This is a genomic window from Arcticibacterium sp. (assembly GCF_055134445.1).
The window spans coordinates 21,353-41,917 of sequence record NZ_JBSRVI010000121.1 but is presented as its reverse complement, the minus strand read 5'-3'; the positions used below and the strand labels follow the sequence as shown (position 1 = coordinate 41,917).

At 37.4% G+C, this 20,565-nt stretch carries 6 protein-coding genes; 1 reads left to right on the top strand and 5 read right to left on the bottom strand.

All coding sequences use genetic code 11. The annotated features are described in order from the left end of the window. Window positions 1-434 precede the first annotated feature (434 nt). Entirely contained in the window at window positions 435-3,707 is a 3,273-nt protein-coding gene (locus tag ACTBZY_RS15585) for a T9SS type A sorting domain-containing protein (RefSeq protein ID WP_463047270.1), read from the top strand. Between the two features lie 761 nt (window positions 3,708-4,468). Here the strand turns inward: ACTBZY_RS15585 and ACTBZY_RS15580 are convergent. The 5 genes from ACTBZY_RS15580 to ACTBZY_RS15560 all read right to left on the bottom strand — a co-directional run bounded on the left by ACTBZY_RS15580 (window position 4,469) and on the right by ACTBZY_RS15560 (window position 20,431). Next, window positions 4,469-4,828: a LytTR family transcriptional regulator DNA-binding domain-containing protein gene (locus ACTBZY_RS15580; protein ID WP_463047269.1), complete on the bottom strand. Its 360-nt coding sequence runs from the start codon at window positions 4,826-4,828 to the stop codon at window positions 4,469-4,471. A 90-nt stretch (window positions 4,829-4,918) separates the two neighbouring features. Continuing rightward, window positions 4,919-7,243, bottom strand: a complete 2,325-nt coding sequence (locus ACTBZY_RS15575; protein ID WP_463047268.1) for a hypothetical protein — start codon at window positions 7,241-7,243, stop codon at window positions 4,919-4,921. Between the two features lie 489 nt (window positions 7,244-7,732). Continuing rightward, on the bottom strand, window positions 7,733-11,287 hold the full coding sequence (locus tag ACTBZY_RS15570; RefSeq protein WP_463047267.1) for a hypothetical protein: 3,555 nt from the start codon (window positions 11,285-11,287) through the stop codon (window positions 7,733-7,735). Between the two features lie 130 nt (window positions 11,288-11,417). Further along, window positions 11,418-15,800 (bottom strand): 3-coathanger stack domain-containing protein, encoded by a 4,383-nt coding sequence (locus ACTBZY_RS15565; RefSeq protein ID WP_463047266.1) that lies wholly within the window; start codon window positions 15,798-15,800, stop codon window positions 11,418-11,420. Window positions 15,801-16,039: 239 nt separating this feature from the next. Beyond that, window positions 16,040-20,431 carry a 3-coathanger stack domain-containing protein gene (locus ACTBZY_RS15560; RefSeq protein WP_463047265.1) on the bottom strand — a complete coding sequence of 1,464 codons (4,392 nt, stop codon included), beginning with the start codon at window positions 20,429-20,431 and terminating at the stop codon, window positions 16,040-16,042. Between the last annotated feature and the right edge of the window lie 134 nt (window positions 20,432-20,565).

Here is a 20,565-nt window from a genome sequence, read left to right as displayed (position 1 = left end):
GTGTACCCCTTTTTCTTGAATTAGATTACACACTTATTACTAATGGTGTTTCTATTAAACAACAGTAAGCTAAAAATAAGATACCAAGAAAAATGAAGCTTTTGTGTGGTTTAACTCTCTAAAATTAAGAGCTTTTAGCGAAGAGAACTAACGCTGTGGAAAAGTTTAGAAATTGTGTATTAGTACCGCAGAGTCAGCAAGCTAGACTCTTCTAAGAGAAATTTAGAAGGATTTCAAGGTTTACAATTACGAGTCTCCGACTACCTGTCGTGGAACAGTTTAGTGAGAGGTAAGTGTTGAAATTTTTCCTAATTTTCTATAGTCCAATAGTTTGAAAGGTTGGGATTGCAGGAAATAAGGGATGTGTGAAATGTGTAACAAATCTTAATTATTGTGTAATAATTGGATGGATGGGGGCTTGTAATTTTATAATTATGAACACTAATTATTCCATTCGTCCACTAATTGTATTTGTTCTAATTTTCGTCTACCACCAGTCTTTCTCAGCAAATCGTTTTTGGGTAGGTACTGGTAGTGGAATATGGAATAATACTGCAAACTGGTCAGATGTTTCTGGTGGTACATCTGGATTTTCAATTCCTGGGTCAAGTGATGTGGCCATCTTTGATGGTGGTGGTACTAACAATTGCGTGATAAGTGCCAATTTGAATGTGAACGGATTCAAAATGACAGGAACATATAATGGAACAATAAACGTAAATCCTGGAATAACTACTACTATAGGAGCTTCTGGTTTTTCCCAAGCTGCAGGTACATTTACGGGCAGCAATGCAAATATTTCTATTGACGGCACCTTCCTTTTGACAGGCGGGGTATTTAACGCTACAACTGGAATTCTTCAAATTACTGGCGGTTATACATATTCTGGAGGAACATTTAACCATAACAATGGAACAGTTACATTTTCACTGACTCAAACAATTTCTGGAAACACTTCCCTGTATAACATTATATTTATTGCTAATGGTGGCATTTATACTATTGCAAGCGGTACCACTTTAAGCTCAACAAACAACGTAACTATTAGTGGTAGCCATGCTTATACTATAAATACTGGAATAGTAGAAATAAAAGGAAATCTCACGCTCGATGCCACTCAAAACAATTCAGCAAATGGAGGAACGGCCACCTTTTTATTTAATGGGAGCGGCGTTCAAAATATTACCGCAGCTATTTCTACAATTAATGTGGGTGTCAACGAGAGAGCGTCTGCGTTGCCTAGTGTTGAAATTAATAAAACTTCAGGAAGTCTTAATTTAATCGGGCTAATCAATCTCGACGGATCATCATGGAAAACAACTGCTGGGGCTTCTCTGGTGAATGCAGGTACTTCAACGGTTAATATTAATAATGAGGTTACATTTTCAGGACAAGACTTATCATTATATAATATTCATATAAATGCAAATTCCCAAATAATCACTTTAAGTCCAGCCTCTTATATCCTGACTTCTACTCATAATGTAACCATTAATGGGAATAATCATTATCGGGTGGAGACAGGCATTTTGCAAATTTTGGGTGATCTTACACTTGTCAATACTAGTTCAACAACAGTTAATGGAGGATCAGGAACGTTTCTGTTCAGTGGGACCGGGATCCAAAATATTAATTCATCTGTTTCAAGCCTAAGCAATGTGTGTGCATTACCACGTGTAGAAATCAATAAATCTGCAGGGGCTTTGAACCTCATTGGGATTATAAATTTTAGCGGAAGCTCATGGAATACAATTGCTGGTGCATTATTGGTAAACGCAGGGACTTCCGTAGTTAATCTTTTAAAAACCACTACACTTTCTGGTCAAAATTTAAGTCTTTATGATATTGTTGTCTCTGGAAATAATTCCACTACAACCATTAGTTCTGGCCTTACTTGGACTTCTACACATCTGATAACCATTGCCGGTGGAGCAAGTTGGTTCAAGCTCAATACAGGTACACTAAATGCCAAAGGGGATGTATTGGTAACCAATACAAATAGCTCATTGAACGGTGGAGGCAATGCCATCTTACTGTTTGATGGCACCTCTAATCAGTTGCTTACAGGTTCAGGAATTGCTAATGCTGGACGATTACCGCAGGTGAAAATCAATAAAACGGGAGGCATCTTAACGCTTTCAAACAATATTATTTCTATGGATAATGATTGGACTTATGTAGCAGGAACCATAGATGCTAGCACTAAAACTTCAACAATTGATTTTTACAAATCCGCTACGGTAGATGGACAAGGAACATCGAGCACGATGGTCTTTAATAATGTTTTCATTTCAGGCCTTATCACACTGGGTGGAAAGATGGATATTAATGGGGATTTTACTATTAGAAGCGGAACAGGTAATCAGCTGGATGTTAATGCCGCTAATAATTATCAAATTAATATCGCTGGAAACTGGGTCAATAACAATTCTACGACGGCCACCTCTTTCAATGAGCGAAGTGGGAAAGTTGTTTATGATGGTGGGAACACACAAACGATTACCACAGTACCATCTTCGGATATCGAAACTTTCTACAATTTAGAAGTCAATAAGGCCGGAGGGGATTTGATATTGAATGCTCCAGTAACCATTTCGAAAAATCTGAATTTTGTTACCGGAAATATTTTATCTTCCACTTCTTATCTTTTGCTGATAAATAATGCTGCTACTGCTACTGGAGCAAGCAACAATAGTTTTGTTTCGGGTCCTGTACGAAAAACGGGCAATCAGGCATTTGTTTTCCCTACTGGCGATAATTCTATTTTGAGAACCATAGCTATATCTGCTCCAGGTGTTGTTACGGATCACTTTACGGCCAATTACATTGAAAATGACCCAGACCCATTATATAGTGGAACTTCACTCAATGCTAATTTAGATCATGTTAGTGCTTGTGAATATTGGATACTAAACCGAACCGGTGGAAGTTCAAACGTAGCGGTTACCTTATCATGGGCTTCAAATTCGTGTGGTGTTGATAACCTGTGTGACTTGCAGGTTTCACGGTGGGATGGGGTTCAATGGACGTCAGAAGGAAATGGAGGAGCCAGTGGTACCTCAGCATCAGGAACTTTGGTCTCAGGAACTGCATGTACGGTTCCATCACCTGTCTCCAACTTTAGTCCCTTTACACTCGGTTCCATTTCCAGTAATAATCCCATGCCCATAAAGTTGATCTCATTTAAAGCTAATATATGTGAAAATTCCGTTTGTTTGTTTTGGGAAACTGCATCAGAAGTAAATAACGATTATTTTGTCGTTGAGCGTAGCGATGACGCCCTAAACTGGAGAAATATAGGGACGGTTGATGGAGCAATGAATTCATCTATCCTACTCAACTACGTTTTTATGGACACAGAACCAATTAATGGAGCTTCTTACTATCGCTTAAAACAAATTGATCTTGGCGGAAAGTTTGAATACTCTAATATTGTTGCCGTTTCGGATTTTAAAAATGGAAATTCAGCCTTGGTTGTTTACCCAAACCCATCCAATAGTAATGGTATATTCCACTTCATGTTCAATCGAGAAAAGGAGCAAGTCTTGTCAATAGAAGTTTATAATATGCTAGGCGAAAGGGTTTATGCCCCAATGAACTATGAGCAGTCAAGCATCGATTTATCAGGCCAGCAAAATGGCTTATACAAAGTTCTTTTTAATCTAAACACTAAGAGAATAACTGTAAATGTTCTGCTTAATAATTAGGTCTTCGGATTCAATATTTGAATAGGGTTTTAGTAGTGCTGATGGGAGAATCAGGCTGAACGTTTCAACAGTGCTGGTGCTCCTGCTTTAGTGTATGGTAATAAGAGCAGTAGAAAACACTTTGCTTTCAGTTTTGTCTTTAGCCAAATGAGACCCTCTTGATGCTTATTTTCTCTTAATTATTACAATTGGACATAATTATCCTTGCACTTCGATATAAATTATAACACCGAGCTTCCATAAGATTCTGGGTATTCATTTTTTCAATGCCTCGACATCTTGCTATTCCTCCAGAAAATAATCTGTAAATTTCACCAAAAGTGTTGAATCTGGTTTTGCCAATTATCTTGTTGAACTTTTTCTCCCAAAGAGTTAAGGGTTGGTTCTTTTTTCAAAATGTGGATTTAGCTTCATAAACCCGCTTTATGCATTAGGCAATCTCCCGATTTTATCGGGACCGTATCTAAATTGCTTCTAATCAGTTTACTTCGTCAAGCTCAGCACAGGCTACACCCATTCAAACTCAATCACCAGAGCCCTTCGCTATTAGCTCAGGGTAAACGCTATGCTAATTTCCTTTAATTATCTGATTTATTGCACTTTAAAACTCATAACGATTCTCCAACGCATAATCCGGGATAAAATAAGCATTGGAGGTTTATTCGTGGCTATTTAAGAAAAATAATTATTTCGAGAATGGAATGATGCAGAGTCAACAAGCTAGACGTTGCTCATGACAATGGGTTATTAGCTCTTTGACCTCATTTCAAAGAAACCTCTATCAGTTTTATGTCTCGTGTAAGCGACAGATTAACCATGTCGTTAATTCTTCTTTTAGAGACTTTCATGACTTCGTTATTGCTCAGTTTTGCTCGCATTCTACGCCCGTTTCTATATAGCGATTTAACACAATCTAGGTTTACCACCGCTCCTCTATCCGTTCTATAAAAACCATGAGAAGAAAGCCGTTCTTCCAACAAACCAATGGTGGTGGCCACTAAAACTACTTTACCACTTCTGAAGAAAATCTGTGTATAGTTTTCTCTGGCTTCTAGTTTTAACAACTCCTGCGGATCTGCAAAAAGGTGTCCGCCGATTCTGATTTTTGGTATTGTTTTCACAAGTCTTAAACATTTGATAACCAAAGATCAAGAATTATTCGATGCAAAAACATCGTGTAAATAGGGGTAAATAAACCGTAAAATGGAATTCTAGAAACCGTTCCAAACATCTAAGACAGCACCTGATTCTAAATCGAAAACAGCGGATGTTTCTATTTCCAACTTGTTGGACTTTGCTCTGTAAGGAGCATCAATTGAAACTTTTTTCCCAGCAGGAATGAATGTATTTGAGCAATGGTCAGGTACATATCCCAAACTCCAGTTATCATCGTCAAACCAGTCTGACATAGTGCTTCCAGCAATGAAAGTATTGGTTTCAGTTGTTTGGCAATCGGGTTCTTCAAAAGCCACCTGAAATTTATTTAAAGGACATGATGGCTTATGAGCTAATTCAAAATACAAGATAAAATTACCAGAAGTATCTTTTTCTGCTAGCAGTGCATTATCTGTAAATGTACCAATGGAGCTGGTACTGGTCTCGTCTAAGAATACCAATGAAACTAGAGGATAGGGTGAGTCGCCTTGAAAAAATATAGGCTTCTCTGCTATTCCATCAGAAAAGTAACCACTTAGTTCTCTGGTAATATACCCGTGATTGGTAAGAGTAAAAATTTGTTTACCCTTTGCATTTAATATCAAACCGAAGTTTTCAGGATATTCATGATTATAGCCAATAGAAGAGTATAAATATTCCAATTTACCGTAGTTCTTAGCCGTGCTGGCAGAAATAAATAATGGTACACTGACACTCATAATACCGCATGAGTCATTCACAAACTGACCGTCGGTAAAAGATATGGAGCCTGAATTTGTACTATCTGCAATAAAAAGTCCATCGTTAGTAAAATCTCCATGTCCCCAAAAAAGCCGACTGTCTGATGAACAATCTGCAAAAGAAATAGTACCGAAATTCGAATACTTGGCTTTAATATCGTTGAAATGCAAAAAAGCTACATGACTGTCCTCATAGCGTACTTCAGCATCAGCCAAATTTTTGAATTCACCTCCAGCTTGATCAACATAAGCACGTTCATGCAAACTTTTAAATTTTAACAGACCACTATTCTCAACATAACCTTCATTCGAAATCACGTATCCCAATTTTTTTAAGCTCATATTTCCTCTATTGATAAGGCTGTCTTCGTTTCTGATTACAAAATAATATTGATCTGCACTTGAAGAGCTATCTATTTGAAAAACTCCAGAGGGTTCATTGATAAGACTGCCAGATACTATATGGAAACTATATTTATAAATTATACCAGCAAAATCACCCGTTGAAACATTTTTGTAAAACATTGAATCGGAATTTACCATACTTCCGCTTCGCTCTATTGAAACAGCCTTATTTTTGTGATCTGCATCCAGCTCAAAATACCCGGTATTACTAAATAAACTACTATCCACGATTACCAGGTGACTTTGAACCAGGTCTCGGTTATCAACAAAAGTATAGCCCTTGTTTTCCAAGGTGGCTCCTAATTCTAAAACCACGGCACTAGCCGTAGTGCTTGTGCACTGTAGTGTGTCTTCATTAATAAAACTTGAAAATGGGCCACTTATAAGCAAATTATTAAAGGAAGTTAGATCCATAAAGTTCTTATTCACAAATTGGCTGTGACTTTTAACTTTAATTTGACCCGAATTTATAATACCTGTACTATCGTTCAGGAATTCAGCGGATGAGCCATTAACCTCAATAGACGTTGCGATACCGGAGTTAATTGTTATTTCACCCAAATTTTGTACAAAACCTGTATCTTTTACTATAATGGCCGGAATGCTACCTACATGACTAAAGCTTCCTGTGTTTACCCAGTCTCCATAATTCACAAACGCGGTGGATTCTAATTGAAAAGAAGTCTCTATTTCCCCTCTACTTTCTATATATCCAGTATTATATACAAAAAATGACTTACATGTATTTAGGTCCGCTAAAGTATTTGAATCCAATAATATCTGACCTTCATTTAGTATTCCAGTGGTATCTGATCTATTAATTATCAATTGACTACTACCAAAACCCATATACCTTCCAATACTTGATATATGCAATGCTATTTCTGCGTTGTCTTCAATCGTCAATATCCCCCGGTTTCTTATTGTTCCGTTTACTTCACATCCTGAGCCTGAAGCAGAATCTATTTTAAAGGTCACATTGTTTAATATCCTTAAAGTATTATTACCTCCAATAACCAGACTTTTTATTTCTATATGCGTTGAACAAATCACACTGTCCTTTGTTATGTCTTTTGAACTGATTTCAACATCATCTGTACTTATAGGCACATTCCCACTGTCCCAGTTTAAAGGATCATCCCAATTAAGACCATCGCCATTGCCCGTCCAGCTGATAGTTTGACCCATTGAGGATATTGAAATAAAGAGACCTACCAACAACAAGAGTTTTGACATAATTTATTTAAATAATGATTAAGATAACACATCTATTTTTAAAAACTCTATTTTTAGTTGATGGAACATTTACACCTTAAACTCTATGAAAATACCACGGCAGACGCATTTAAAATTATAGTTAGGATATTTTTAAAGCCGTTTTTATCTAAAAAAGATGCACCACTTAGAACAACTAAATGTCACGAAAAACAATATCTCCTTTTCTTCTTGTTTTACCTTTGTTGTCATGTTCAAAAAGGCAAAAGTTTGCATGTTGAGGTTTCTTGATGAAATACTTCCGAATCCCAGTTGGCGGCATGATGCCCGCTATATCCATCTCTTCTTCTGGTCTAAATTACATCTGCTAGATAAGAGATAGAATTTACGAAAATAATAAACGTGGTAATTAGAATTTTTAAATACTTGATATTCATTCTCCAAAGTTCCTAAAAAGCCTCTAAGAAAAACATCGTGTAAATAGGGATTTAAGAACCGTAAAATAGAAACTCATTCATAAGGTAGCACATTCACCTCCATTACGGAACCGTACTCAAAATCTATATAGCGACTTGGCCCTATCTGAGGAGTAAACTCAAGCGTATTAACTTTGGCCTTAAATGAGGCAGGAACATAAATGTACTCATGCCCCGTTAGACTAACTTTATCACAGTAATCTGGAGCACGGTTACCTCTCCAACTGGTGTGATCGTTCCAGTTATGGTCAGGTTTTGTTCTGAGAATTTTAGTATTTATAGGCTGCGGGCAAACCGATATTTGCAAATGCGGAATACTAAGAACTACAGGTTTACTTCCGGTAAAGTATACTTCCAAAAAGAGGCTATCAGCAGTATTTGCAAGAGCATTTGGGGTAAAATAATGCTCTGTTTGATGCCAAGTGCCTGCCACAGTGGTTTTAGCTCTATCGGTGTACCAGTCTGTGTTAATAGGTAAGGTATCCGCTTCGGTATAATTTAGGTTTACAGTCTCTTTTATGCCATCAGAGAGCGTCCCATAAAACGGACTTATAAAAAGCCCTTTGTTCCAAATAGGAAAACCAAGGGCATCTCCGTCATTAAATTTAGTGTTTCTAAAATGATTTTCGTGGTCCACTATTACGCCTAAATTGGTCATAAGATTTACACCTAAAATAGATGATACGGAATCAGAAAAGTATTCTAAAATACCTTCATTGGTTCCTACATAGGAGCCGTAGTCAAATAGCATCTGACCAGTAGTACTATTGGTTCCAGATATGATGTATAAGGCATGGTCGCCACAGCCTCTCAAATCTATTAGACCATTATTAATGGCTGCTCCACTGAAAGACACGCATGATTTAGAATTGACACTTGTCATATTCCCATTATACGTGGTGGGGTTACTGGCATTGGAATGGTATAATAAGGAAGAGGTATTTCTTGTATTGTTTTCAAAGTGAATATTAGAGCCCATGGTAGAAGAAAACAACCCAAGGTTATAAATGCCTCTATTATAGGCATCTTGAACTAAAATTTCGCCATTGTTTTCTAAACTACCGCTGCTAAGCACATTCATTAGCGATACGCTACTTTCGCCAGCTCCGTTTAAACTCAAAAAACCATTGTTTATCAAACTGCCATTTTCTACCCAAAAATTATGCATGCCTTTGGTGCTATGTACAAGAATGGAGTCATGATTGGTTAAGGTGCCTCCTAAAATTCTAATTCCTGCATCAGAGGTTCCAATCAAATTTATCAAACCAAAATTTATCAATTGTCCCGCCTCTATTTTTATGCCATCTTCATCCAAAATAGAAGCTATTTCCGTACTGTCTATTGCGATTTCTCCACCGGCTAAATTCGTAAAGGTTGGATTGGTTCCAAAAAGCCTTATGGCCTCCGAAATCCCATTCTTCATGCTAATTAAACCACTGTTGGAGAATACATTATTATCTGCAACTTCAATATTAGTCTCAGCGTTTAAAAGCATTTTTCCATCATTCTGAAACAATAGACCCGTTTTAATGGAATTAACCAAACTATCAATTTGAAACAATGCCCCCAATTGATTAACAAAAGTACCTGAATTATCTACTGCTATATTTCTAACTCTGTTTAAAACTAATGTGTCTTCGTTTGTAAAGATTCCAGTGTTTTTAATCCCTTCTACTTCGTCAGAACCTTCAACCCATAAGTAACCTTTATTAATAAATACAGATTCATTATTAAGAAGCGGAATATTCCTTTGGTAGGTATCATAGTATACCAATGAAGTGTGACCATTCAGGATAACAGTTCCGTCATTATCAATGACATAATCACCAAAGTTCTCCGAAAAATCTAAGTTTAATAATGCATCAACGCCACTTTCTAAAGTCCCAGAATTAATAATATTTACCTCTCTAGTTTCTTTGATATTTAAGGAATCATTAAAGTATAAATAACTCTCATTTCTTACATTTTCAGTGTTTTGCCACATGGTATTCATTGAAATAGAACCTTCAGACTTAAAGCTTCCTTTACTATGATTCCAGATACCCACATTATTATATCCTGATGGTGAAATGCTTTGCATCAAAAATAGGCTGCCGTTATTCTGAAAATAGCTACTATCGGCATCTAGACTATAATTTTCTATGAAAGCCGTTGTACTTTGATTAATTGTTATTTCGCCATCGTTTACAAACGAGGCCTCATTTTTTACGCCAAAAATGGCATTGTTCAGATTAATAATACCCTGATTTTCAAGTGTAAGTTTGTTTCTAATCCCAAAACTAGCGGTACTCCCTGAAGCAGAAGTTAGTAATAATTCTCCCTCGCTTTGGTTATAAAATTCCCCTAAATTATCAATACCATTTTTACTAGCCTCCACATGAATATGACCCATGCTATGCATGTATCCAATGTTTATAATGGCGGTTTCAGCCACATCAAAAGTTAGTGAATCGCTATTAAGTTCAAACCTCCCGGAGTTAAGTAGCCCATCTTTTCCTTCTAAAATACCTGTACCAGACCACAGCACTTTTCCATAAGGATTATTCAAGAGTACATCAGCCCCCACATTCAAATTCAAAGTTCCAGTATTTACCAACAAACTGCTATCTGAGACCGAACCCGCATTCACAAAAGCGAGTGAGTCTGCCCCTGTAAATAAAGCGATGCCATTGTTCACAAAACCCGCCGTATTTTGCTCATTATAAAAGCCAAACTCAGCTCTAACTAAAGCGTATATTTCACCATCATTTACAAATGACCCGCTAGAATAAACTGCCGAACTACCAACCAAACCTGAAAGCGTAATGTCATAAACCTTCATATAAGCTCCGAGGGTATTAGTGAAAGAGCCCGTATTTCTTAGCCCACAAAGGTTAACATGATTAATATCTAAATAGCCATCATTTACAAAACTGCCATTATTCTCAATAGCCGTTAAAATAGTGATTCCATAACCCTCTATCATCAGGGTATCACAGGTGCTGAAAACCCCATTATTAAGAATACCATTGATATCCACATCAAGTTCTATTCTGCCTTGACCTATTATTTTTTGATTGTTTTTAACACCCAAAGAATCCGCCTGTATATCCAAAAGACCACCCAACTTTAAGGTTAAAGTGCTATTCTTTAAAACCTCAAGCCCATATACGCTGTTTAAGATTTTAGTTTCTGCACCATCATAAATTATAAACTTGGTATTTCTAAGACTTAGTGCAAAATCCCTATCGGTACTTCCAATAAATAATTGCCCTTTAATATCAACTTCTGAATCTATCATTTCAACCGCTTTGAGGGTATCTCCAGGAGCGGTATTAGATTGGCTAACTGTCATTTTATATCCGTTACTGATAGTCAAACGGCTATTCTTAATTCTGATTCTTCCGATTGGGAAAGTAGAAGAAACTTGAACATTAAAGGCCCCTTCAATAATAACATCATGAAAAATATTACCTCCTGGAGGCGTTCCTCCCACCCAGTTAAGGCTATCTTCCCAAGAGGTGCCATCTCCACCTCCATTCCATTCAAAGGTTTGGGCATTGACTAAAAAAGGGAAACAAATTAGGCAAAAAAGTATGGGCTTTCTCATATTTAAAGTTACCAAATATGACCTGCTCATGGTATCGTGTAAATAGGGATTTATAGACCTTAAAATGGGATTCAGGCCAATTCTAGACTATGGAACAAATACTTTTCAAAAACTATACTTTCCATCTTAATCAATTGCAGCCGCCCGTATGTGCCTTAAAAACAGTCCCAGATAGAGCTGAAAAACCTGGCTCCAAAATGATGGCGTCCGCTTTATATTCAACCTCCGCCTTTGCTGTAATATCGTTACTTGCTGTTAAGGAGTTTCCAGAAGCAAAATGATAGCCTAAATTAATATCTCCTGCCGTGCTCTGTAAATTGCTAATAGTGCCGCATGGCGAAAACTTAATGACGGATAGGTTTTCGTTATTATCTGGTTCAAAAGTATTGTTTGAAGACTCAAGAAATTCGGAGATGTCTGTTAATGCGTAGAGTGAAGAGCCTTGAGCGACCAATTTGTTTATTTTATCAGTTCCTATTCCACCTTGAGCTTGATACCATAGCAAATCACCAGAAGTATTAAAGGAACATAAATAGGAATTTCCGCCTACAAGATCCATTGTACCATGAACATAAGGTTCACTGAAATTTATTTTTTTTTCATTCTTACCGCCAAATACCAACGCACCTCCAAGAAATGCTCCATAAAGCTCATCATAATTCGAATACTCAGAGGTATCACCTATTATTTTAACCCAGTTAATCAGCCCTGTTGGGTCATAAGATTGTACCATGATTCTACCTTCGGCTAATGCGTCATACTCATTGACACCAGCCTGATAAGGGCTACTTAGGTTTACGATAGCATTGTCTGCTTGGTTGATAGCATATAATCCGTTGGCATGAGGAACCAAACTGCTTTTATATAAATTCGAGTTAAAGGATTCTTCCTGTCTTCTAGCCCAAACTACATTCCCTGAAAAATCTAATGCAGCTAAGAAACACCCTTCATAGGCCGGTTCATAAAGCGTATTCGCATCATATAAAGAAGGGGTCTTAAAGTTTATAGAATCCTTAAATAAACCTGAGATATAAATCCTATTTGAAAATGCCTCTACTTTAGTGGAGTAATCATACAATTCTCCCCCAAACCTCTTTGCCCAATTAAGCGAACCATTCCGGTTATAATTAAGAAGAAAAGCATCAGTGGCATTACCTGAAATCTCTATACTGTCTTTCACTGCTGAATTTTCAAAATACAATTTCTTCGAAAAGTCGCCGTATAAATAGATATTACCAGCTGCTCCGGCCATATCATTTATCTCTGCATAAACTCTTCTACTAAACTGATAGGTACCCGTAGTATCAAACCACAGCAAATGATTTCCTACTAAACTTAAGCTGCTGACACCAGAATTTATAAAAAGTGAGTCTTGGTCTACATCGACATGCATAAAAAGTTGACCTTCATAATATGCCAGTTTCGCATCATCTGCGGAAATAGCTTTAGCTACTTCTTTTAGCCATAAAGGCTTAGCACTAGCGTCTAGTTTTAACAGAAAAAAAGATTCTTTATCTCCCTCAGAATTGTGCAATTCCATATCTCCTATGTCGATATTATCTGTATAACGCCCTACCACATACTGATTACCTAGTTCGTCTACCACCATGTCATCTGTATAAATGGGTGCATTTGTTTCTCTCCCTTGAATTTTGCTGAAATCGTATTTATCAGTCCATAAAAAAGCGGCCATAAAAGCGAACGGATCGCCCAGTGGATATAAACTATTTGTCGAATTATTAGAAGGTGTGTTAAAATTCATTTGCTCGTCCGCAGAACCGCAGATAAAAGTATTGTGCCCATCAAAAGCCAATCCTCTAAGTAAATCATCTCCTACTCCACCTATTCTTTTGGTCGTAAGTAATATACCGTTGGTTTCAAATCTGGCTAAAAAACCATCTCTTAGCCCATCCGAAACATAGCTCTCAGGCCACACAACACTGTTATTGTCAAAATTTACGGTATTTCTAAAATAGCCTCCCAGATTTATTATTCCATTCTCAATAGCCATTGTGGTACCGGCGTCATTCATTGTTCCACCCATACGTCGCCGCCATTGCGGCACACCCGTGGAGGAATACTTCACCAGAAATGCCTCTCTTTGACCATGACCTACCAAAGGTGAGCCCTGAACGACAGGGCCAGGAAAATACGCCTGATCAGTAAAAAAGCCAGTGATATAAACATCGGTTCCATAAGTAGCCAGATCGAATAGCTGGTCATCAAAACTACCACCCGCTGTTCTAATAAAATTTAAGGAGCCTGAACTACTATACTTGGCTAAAAAAACATCTTTTTCACCGTCAGAAACCAGCTCGTTTGTACCAAGAGCTGAAGGGGTATTAAAATTGGCAGTGCCTTCATAATAGCCACCCATATAAACTACGGTATTGCTTAAGCCAACACTATTGCCTGCGTCGTCACCAGTTCCGCCTGCACGTTTTATCCAGTCTATGTTTCCAGTGGCAGTGTACTTTACCAAAAAAGCATCGGTTCCTCCTGCAGAGCTTATTTGATTAGAACCAAAGACTGATGGTGTATTAAAATTAGCCGTTAACCCAAATTTTCCAGCCACGTAGATTTCTGAATTGAGAACCGATATTCCTTCGCCTTCGTCGTCTAATACACCACCGGCTCTTTTTAGTATGAACTGCACGCCATCTAGTTGCCTACCTTTCCACACAAAAATATCTTTGCCTCCTGCAGAGATAATCTCATTGGAACCAGAAGACGGACTGTTAAAATTAGCCGTATCCATAAAAGAGCCTGTCATATAAACATAGCCATCACTGAAAGTAATTTCCATGGGTTCGTCATCACCTGAACCACCTGCTCTTTTTGACCAAATTGGCTTGCCCTCTCCATCTTTTTTTACAATAAAAATATCTTTACCGCCATTGGAATACATTATGGGAAGTGTTCCAAATTTGACTCCGACATGAAAGTACCCAGCGGTATAGGTATTACCTAAACCATCTGTGGCCACCGCAATGGATTCGTAACCGCCTGTGGTTTGAGGATCTCCATAGCTTTTTTGCCAATTAGGAAGTAAGTCAGGCACAAAATGGGTTTGCAAAACGCGAGAAGATTTACTGTAAAGAGAATCATCCTTTTTTTTATTTATATCTTTGATTACCAAATCATTTTCAATGGTACCAAAGTAAACAAGACCTTGTGAAGTAGGATGAAAGGCATGTGAAGTACTACGTTTTGACGAATTAAAAGTACGGCAAGATAGGAAAGTACCATTCAACATATACTCCGCTATAAATCCATTTCTAGCTCCAGCACTCAAAGGATAAGAAAACTTTATAGGATCATAAGGCGTAGAAAAGTTAAGTGTGTCTTTAGAGGTACCATGAATAAATAAACGGCTATTATAACTTTTCAATTGAACCTTTTCACCTATATCAATTGAGCCAAAGCGTCTGATCCAACCTAAGGTACCCAGACTGTCATATTTAACAATAAAAGCTTCTAAATTATCACTAATCAACTCATTAGCTCCATTAAATAAAGAAGGGGTATTAAAGTTAATGTGGCCATCGTACGTAGCAGAAACAAAAATTTGATTCTCTAAAGCCAAGACACTCATGCCATCAAAGTAGTCCTTATTTCCAAATCTCCTTACCCATTTAAATGTTCCGTTTATATCATACTTAATTAGGAAATTATCTACGGCAATTCCAGAGTTTGATATATTAAATATACTGCCTGCCTCACCTTCGGTATTAAGCTGTCCAGTGTAAAAACCCGTTACATATAGTTCATCTTCATAAATGGCCACTTCTTGTATAAATACTTCATCGGCACTGTTTAAAACATTAGCCCAAATTAGATTTCCATTCAAGTCATATCTAACCAAAAAACCATTATCAATGTAGCCCATTGTACTAAATGTGGTTCCGCCAGAGACACTTAATGGTTGAAAATCAGTACTTCCAATAAAAAAACCAGTAAGGAATAAGCCCTTGTCATTAGCTTGTAAAGATTTGGGATAGACGGCGTCCGTAGCATCGAGTAATTTTGACCACAATAGTTCTCCTTCTGGATTATATGATGCTAAAAGCGTAGTAAAAACACCTTCAGGTAAAAACTGATCGCTAATGCCTCTTTTATAAGGCGTATTGAAGTTAAAACCATTCCTAACTAAGGCAGTTATATATACTTTACCATCATAAAAACTAATAGCCTGTCCAAAGTCTGCGTTATCTCCGCCAATACGTTTTTTCCATAGCATATCTCCATTAGCATCCAATCTAAATAGAACAGCATCGTTACTCGAGCCTTGACTTTCAAAAGTTAAGCCATCCAGTTCTGTATTACTATATGAACCTATTGCATAGTAATTTCCCGCTCCGTCGTCTACCACGTCCTTTATTATAAGATTTTCTGCTTTGTCTTTTAGACTAATACCCCATTCAGGTAGTAATTGAGCATTCAGATCAGAAATAAACAGTAGAGTGAATAAAGATAGGATGTAAGAAAGGGGTTTTACTCTTGTATGTATCATATCTATCCCTTAAGGGTGATTTGAAGTCCGTTCTAAATTAAGTATTAAGGCTCTGAAAACCTACATAGTGAATAAACACCTCATGACTCTTTGATAAGCTTACAATTCAGGCTAAGCTACCATCAAAGTTCACTAAATCAGTCCACTTATACCATCGTGTAAATAGGGATATTTTGACCGTAAAATTTAATTCAGGCTCATTCCAAACTGGTTTTCAAAACCTATACTTTAAATCTCCATTAATTACAACCTCCAGTGTTTGCCATAAAAACGGTTCCGGCTCGAGCCTCAAAACCAGGATTAAGTAATACACTTTTCCCCTGATATTCTGCTTTGGCATCCGGAAAAATCAAATTACTGGCTGTGATACTGCCACTAAGCTCATTTGCAAAAATGCTTACCAAACCTTCAGAGTAATTGTCTACTGGCTTAGTTAGTACTCTAGAATTAGCACAGGATACAAATTTGACAATCCCTGGCTGCTGATAAGGTAGTAATTTATGACTTTGACCATAAGCAAAACTACTCCCAACGGGAAAACTTCCTACAGCATAAATCGCGTTATTAGCACTCAAGAATTGATAAGTAATGGTTTGAACTTCACTGCTGTGTAGCTGAGCATATTTAAAATTCCCAGCATAGTCGTATACGGCATAAACTGAAGCACCAATCGCATTACTGCTAAACAACTGACCTGAAGCTGGTGGATTGAGGTTATTAAAGTTAATATCACCTTCAAAATATAAGGCTAAAAGTAATTTCCCTTCATGGAAAAGAAAATCTGAAGGATATATATTTAAAACTTCCGTATAGCTACTTATTCCTTTGGCCCAAGAAAAACTTCCATCTAATAAAAACTTTGCAACAAACCCCTTAAAATCTAGTATATCAGGATAGATGACCCTATTTAAAGTAGAAGTGCCCACTGGGGCAAAATTTAGAGTATCTGATAGCGTAACACCTGTCAAAAAAACTCCATTACTATTCACCGCCAACTTGACACCTTTAGTATAAAAAGTATCATCAGAGCCCGCTCTTTTTGCCCACACATAGTTGCCATTGATATCAAAACAAGCTATAAACATATCAATATAAGTGGTGCTGGATTTTTCTATAAATTGTGATGAGTTATGAAAATGCATTTGACCTCCAAAAGCCCCAATTGCAAAGATCTGGTTGTTGTAAATATCAATTTCGCCTGTATTATCATCTCCTGAACTTCCAGCATTTTTCACCCAACTTAAACTGCCATTAGTTTCATATTTTGCTATAATGACATCTTTAGAACCATATCCATAAATGGAGTCTACGGTTACACTTGTATGAGAGGTAAAGCTAGCGGAATCAGAAATGCTTCCTCCAACAAAAAAGGAAGAGCCATTATTTTTAACAGAAACAGCCTCATCATATCCCGAGCCCCCAAACCTATTTAGCCCTAGAAAGACTCCAGAGGTATCTATTGAAAGCACGAACCCGTCATAGTCGCCTGAGGAATACACCACATTTTCTGAAAAATCAGCTGAATAACTCATATTCTCAAAAAAAGAACCCACTACCATAACTTTGTTGTTTAGAACGCAAATATCTTCGAAACGAATGTCATCCTCAGTGCTTATAGGTTTCACCCATTTATTGGTCCCGTTCTTATCCATCTTTAGAATATACCCGGTATTAAAAAGACCATTTTCAAGCGTATCTACTTTAAAATCTGTCCAATATTCTAGGGTTCCTGCCAGATATAAATTACCATCTGCATCTTTACCAATAACCTTTGGAGCACTTACCCCCCCGCTTCTTGTACCCTCCGTTTTGGCAATATCGAAAACTAGGTCTGGCTGAGACCTTGCAAAAAAGAGAAAAGGTACTGTAACCGAATTCAAGACATTAGAGGAATTATTAGAAGGTGTATTAAAGTTTATAGTGCCGCTGAAAGTACCTGCAGAATATACAATTCCGTCTTCAACATCAATATCAAAACAGAGGTCGTCGTCTGTACCTCCGCCTCGTTTTACTTTAATAAAATCACCGTCTGTGGTATACTGGGCTGTATAAAAATCTCTGAGCCCATCTGATATTAAATCATTAGCAGAAGTAGCAGACGGAGTATTGAAATCTATGGAGTTACGGAACACCCCACACGTATAAATAATATCATTACTCACCTTTATTGCAGTCCCTATATCATTAAGTGTTCCACCTGCCCGCTTATTCCATATTAAAGTGCCTGCTTGGTCAAATTTGGCAAGAAAAACATCTCGCTGACCAGCACTGTGAAGAAGATTTAAAGGGCTTCCAGAGTTTTGAAAATTAGTAGAATCTGTAAAAAAACCAGTTACATAACAGTCATTCCCAACCACATCTAAACCATAAAGCTTATCTGTTTTTGGGCCACCCATTCTTTTTGCCCAGAGTATGATTCCTTGTTTTGACAATTTCCACAGAAATCCGTCTTTTTCGCCAGCTGAAACCAGTTGATTACTTGGTGAATTGAAATTGCTAATGCCTTCGTAGCTGCCGCCTACATAAAGTGAAAATAAAGAAACGTCAATACTTCTTCCAATATCTTCACCAGTACCTCCGCCACGTTTCAACCAGATTACATTTCCTAGCGTACTGTATTTCCCAACAAAAGCATCTCCTAGACCCGCAGAAACGAGCTCGTTACTACCTGAAGAAGATGGTGTATTAAAATTAGCGGTGCCATTAAACTTTCCGGTTAGGTATAAATCTGTAGCATCAGAACATATCCCTTTGCCTTCATCTTCTCCAGCTCCCCCCGCTCTTCTAATCAGAAGAGCACTACCATCCGAAATAGCATACTTTGCTAAAAATATATCTTTATCCCCGGCTGAAGTCATTTCTAAGCCCTGAGGAACATAGGGTGTGTTAAAGTTTGCCGTACTTTCAAAACTACCGGTCACATATAGGTATCCGTCCGCCAATACCAATGCATTTCCTTCGTCGTCGCCAGTTCCACCAGCTCGTTTGGCCCAGACTTTTTCCCCATCCGCATCATATTTTATAACAAAAACATCTTTTCCACCCTGACCTTGTAAAGTAACATCACCAAAAACAGCACTACCCGTAAAATAGCCCGTAACGTACATATTGCCTTCTGCATCAGCCACTATAGCGTGCGACTCATGCCCGCCACCGCCATTAAATGCTCCACCGCCCTTTTGAAAACTAGGCAATAAATCGTACTTATAATTCCCAAAAAAAACGTGTTGTGTACCACCAAAAGGCTTAAACGAATTTGAAATGAAAGAAGAAGGAGTATTGAAATTTATGGAATCTGCATAATAACCTACAGCAGTAAGTTCATTATTTGAATAGCTCATATCTGTTAAGAAATCAATCCCAATGCCTCCCATTCTATGACCCTTGATGAATCGCCCGCTTTTTGAGTACAACGCTAAGAATATGTCAGTCATACCACCTGAATTAATTTCCTTAGCTCCCGCTACATAAGGGTTACTAAAATTCATTTTAGTACTACTGCTTACTAATCCTACTAAAAGCTGATCCTCTAGAATTTTAATAGAGCCTATCTGCTCCGCAGAGGTACCGCCTAATCTACTTACCCAAGAAAAAACGCCACTGGTATCATATCTAGCAATAAAAATATCCTGAAGACCGGCACTTGAAATTTCATTAGTACCTGCCGCACTTGGCGAATTAAAGTTAACCGTTCCGTTAAATACTCCTATTATGAATAACTCTGAGCCGTCATTGTCCATTTTTACAGATTTAGGTAAATCTACATTAGCCCCTATTCTTTTTACCCATTTCAGTTCGCCATTGCTGTCTAGTTTTCCAATTCCTATTTCAAATCCAACCGTTCCATTGAATAGTTGGTCAAAATTTGAAGTTGATTGTGTATTTACATCAAAATAATACTCAAATCCAAAATTGAAAAACACATCATTTTGATTTAGGCTAATGGCATTTACATAATGCTTTGCAGGATTTGCAAATCTAGTTACCCATTTGAGCGAACCGTCCAATTCATAATTTGCGATAAAACCATCAATATTACCCGCACTGGTATACGTAACAGGACTACCAGATTTATTTCCGAAAGTGGCAGTATTAGAAAACGAGCCCGCCGCATAAATTCCGTTAGCATTGACTTCCAGGTCATTTAAAGATATATAAGTTCTTTCGCTAAGCTTTTCAGCAAAAACGAACTCGCCATTTACGCTGTATTTGGCAATAACGTACACATAAGGAGCCCCTAAATCTTCTGTAGATGGTCCAGAAGCCGAATTAAAGGTAATAGAATTAGAACCTGTAAATGCTATGTAAATATGGCCATCATAATAGGCTATATTTTTGGCATCTTCTCCCCCACTTCCTTTGATTGGATAAATCCAAACCAGTGCTAAATCTTTGTCATATTTGGCAATATAAACGTCAACTGAACCATTTTCTGAGTATAATTTTTCCCCGTTGAAAACAGTATTTCGATAACTTCCAAATATATACGTATTTCCGTTTTCATCCTTCGTAGATGAGTTTATGAATTCATAACCCTCAAGGCTTCCTATAGACTTGGACCATTCAGGATAAATTTGAGCTGAAAGGCTTGTACTAACAAATAGAGAAATTACTAATAGAACCTTATTCATATCCTTCGAAATTTGATTTAGAAACTATCTTCAAAGTTCATCATTTGTGAGACGGCACGCCATCGTGTAAATGGGGATTTACTAACCTTAAAATAGAAAATCATCTTTTAGATAGTTCCAAACGTACGTAAACC

What these genes read in the sequence shown, in the direction of transcription:
- ACTBZY_RS15570 (WP_463047267.1), bottom strand. Translation starts at nt 11,287, where the DNA reads ATGAGAAAGCCCATACTTTTTTGCCTAATTTGTTTCCCTTTTTTAGTC.
- ACTBZY_RS15560 (WP_463047265.1), bottom strand. Translation starts at nt 20,431, where the DNA reads ATGAATAAGGTTCTATTAGTAATTTCTCTATTTGTTAGTACAAGCCTT.
- ACTBZY_RS15585 (WP_463047270.1), top strand. Translation starts at nt 435, where the DNA reads ATGAACACTAATTATTCCATTCGTCCACTAATTGTATTTGTTCTAATT.
- ACTBZY_RS15565 (WP_463047266.1), bottom strand. Translation starts at nt 15,800, where the DNA reads ATGATACATACAAGAGTAAAACCCCTTTCTTACATCCTATCTTTATTC.
- ACTBZY_RS15575 (WP_463047268.1), bottom strand. Translation starts at nt 7,243, where the DNA reads ATGTCAAAACTCTTGTTGTTGGTAGGTCTCTTTATTTCAATATCCTCA.